Annotated in this window: 4 protein-coding genes; 2 read left to right on the top strand and 2 right to left on the bottom strand. The window is 75.8% G+C overall.

Features of this window, described 5'->3' with window-relative positions:
* The coding region (locus tag E1291_RS40890; RefSeq protein ID WP_165495543.1) for an NTP transferase domain-containing protein at window positions 1–181 on the bottom strand (181 nt) is incomplete at its 3' end.
* Window positions 182–185: 4 nt separating this feature from the next.
* On the bottom strand, window positions 186–1,175 hold the full coding sequence (gene moaA, locus E1291_RS40885; RefSeq protein ID WP_242614691.1) for a GTP 3',8-cyclase MoaA: 990 nt from the start codon (window positions 1,173–1,175) through the stop codon (window positions 186–188).
* A 153-nt stretch (window positions 1,176–1,328) separates the two neighbouring features.
* Between moaA and E1291_RS40880 the strand changes: the two genes are divergently transcribed.
* Together E1291_RS40880 and E1291_RS40875 are read left to right on the top strand one after the other, a co-directional pair.
* Window positions 1,329–2,138, top strand: a complete 810-nt coding sequence (locus E1291_RS40880) for an alpha/beta hydrolase (protein ID WP_131743395.1) — start codon at window positions 1,329–1,331, stop codon at window positions 2,136–2,138.
* A 29-nt stretch (window positions 2,139–2,167) separates the two neighbouring features.
* A partial coding sequence (locus E1291_RS40875) for a hypothetical protein (protein ID WP_207401245.1) occupies window positions 2,168–2,625 on the top strand: 458 nt, incomplete at its 3' end.

The raw sequence follows: 2,625 nt of genomic DNA, 5'->3' as shown, positions 1-2,625 counted from the left end.
GCCCGACCACCACCAGGCGGGACGCGGCCGCCGCCGCGTCCGCCGCCCACTCGATCAGCGCCCGGCCGCCGACGGCTGCGGCGGGCTTGTCGGCGCCGCCGAGCCGGCGGGCGCCGCCGCCCGCCAGGACGACGGCGTCGAACGGTTCCGGCGCGGCGTCCGGAGGCGCACCCGCGGGCACGGGGTCAGCCGCCGATGGCCGACATCGGGCGGGCGGGCTGCAGGAAGGACGGGTCGTCGATGCCGTGGCCCGCGCGCTTGGTCCACACCGCCTTGCGCCAGCGGTCGGCCACCTCGGCGTCGGTGGCGCCCGCGCGCATCGCGTCGCGCAGGTTGGACTCCTCGGTGGCGAACAGGCAGTTGCGGACCTGGCCGTCGGCGGTGAGCCGGACCCGGTCGCAGGCGCCGCAGAACGGCCGGGTCACCGACCCGATCACGCCGACCGCGTCCGGTCCCCCGCCGACCAGGAACGTCTCGGCGGGCGCGCTGCCGCGGCGGGCCGCGTCGGCGGGCGCCAGGTCGAACTCCGCGGCGAGCCGGTCCAGGATCTCGTCCGCGGTGATCATGTTCTCCCGGGTCCAGCCGTGCTGGGCGTCCAGCGGCATCTGCTCGATGAACCGCAGCCGGTAGCCGTGCTCGAGGCAGAAGCGCAGCAGCGGGACGGCCTCGTGGTCGTTGATCCCGCGCATCAGCACCGCGTTGATCTTGATGGGGGCCAGCCCGGCGGCGCGCGCCGCCTCGAGCCCGGCCAGGACGTCGCCGAGCCGGTCGCGGTGCGCCAGCCGCCGGAAGGTGCCGGCGTCGAGGGTGTCCAGCGAGACGTTGACGCGGTCGAGGCCCGCCTCGGCCAGCGGCGCGGCGAGCCGGTCGAGCCCGATCCCGTTGGTGGTCAGCGAGATCTCCGGGCGCGGCGACAGCTCCGCGGTGCGCCGCACGATCTCGGCCAGGCCGCGGCGCAGGAGGGGCTCCCCGCCGGTGTAGCGGACCTCGGTGACGCCGAGGTCGCGGACGGCCAGCCCGACCAGCCTCAACACCTCGTCGTCGGTGAGGACCTCGGGTTTGGGCAACCAGTCCAGGCCCTCTGGGGGCATGCAGTAGGAACACCGGAGATTGCACCGGTCCGTGAGGGAGACCCGCAGGTCTGTCGCGGTACGGCCGAAGGTATCGACCAGCACGGGCACCCCTTCCTGCTTTCCGGCGGCCCGGGGGTGGGCGCCGCCTATGGCGCTCGCTCCAGCCTATTGCGGCGGTTGACGATCCGTCGCATCGCGGGAGACGGTATCGGTCCGTTCCGTACCACCGATCCGTTCGGCACAGGGAGGCACCGGGTGGGCACGTCACCACGGCAGTGGGAGTTCGCCGGCGCGCGAGGCGCGATCACCGCGCGGACCTGGGCGGACGGCGAGCCGCGTTATGCCGCCGTCCTCGCCCACGGCTACGGCGAGCACCTCGGCCGGTACGAACGCGTCGCCGCCGAGCTGGTCCGGCACGGCGCGGTCGTCTGCGGGCCGGACCACCTCGGGCACGGGCTGTCGGCGGGCGCCCGCGTCCTGATCGAGGACGTCGAGGACGTGGTCGCCGACTTAGGCACCGTCGTGGAGGCGGCGCGGGCGGACCATCCGGGGCTGCCGGTCGTGCTGATCGGCCACTCGATGGGCGGGCTGGTCGCGACGCGGTACGCGCAGCTGCACGGCGACGCGCTCACGGCGCTGGTGCTGTCGGGGCCGGTGCTCGGGCGCTGGCCCGCCGTGACCGGGCTGCTGGCGCTGGAGGAGATGCCCGACGTCCCCATCGACCCGGCGACGCTGTCGCGCGATCCGAAGGTCGGCGTGGCGTACGCCGCCGATCCGCTGGTCTGGCACGGTCCGTTCGAGAAGGCCACGGTCCGGGCGCTGGACGCCTGCCTGCGGCGCGTCGGCGAGCACGGGTCGCTGGGCATGCTGCCCGTCCTGTGGCTGCACGGCGGCGACGACCGGCTCGTGCCGCCGGAGGACACCCGCACCGGGATCGAGGCGGTCCGCGGCGGCGACCTGACCGAGCGGATCTACCCGGGCGCGCGGCACGAGATCTTCAACGAGACCAACCGGGACGAGGTCCTGCGCGACGTGACGGCGTTCGTCGACGGCGTGCTGGGCTGACCGGGCCGGCACACGAGGGAGCCGCCGCGATGTCCGCGAACCACCGGGATCCGCGCACGCCCCGCGGCGTGCGCGACGGCGTGCGGCACGGGCTTCGGCACGGGCTTCGGCACGGGGCGCGCCGGGCGACCCGCGCGTCGCTGCGCGCCCGGCTGCTCGCGATCACCACGGCGCTGGTGGCGGCGGGCCTCGCCATCGGCTCCACCGTCATGATCGGCGTCCTCGACCGCTACCAGACCGGCCGCGTGGACGACCGGATCCGCGCCACGGCGCAGGCCCTGTCGATCCGGTCGCGGGAGTCGCGTGAGGAGGGGGACGTCCCGCCCGACCCGCGGCGGATCGCGCCCGTGTTCGACATCCTCGGGTTCTCCTACCTGGTCTTCCTGCGCCCGGACGGCGGCGTCGCGCGCGTGGTGTACCGGCCGGGGGTGGAGGGGCGCCCCGGCCCGCGGCTGCCGCGGCTGGACGCGGCGGCCGTGCGGCGCCG

The organism is Actinomadura roseirufa (genome assembly GCF_900659635.1).
Lineage (GTDB): Bacteria > Actinomycetota > Actinomycetes > Streptosporangiales > Streptosporangiaceae > Spirillospora > Spirillospora roseirufa.
Note: the sequence above shows the minus strand (reverse complement) of the source record. Positions and strands in the feature narration are given on the sequence as shown.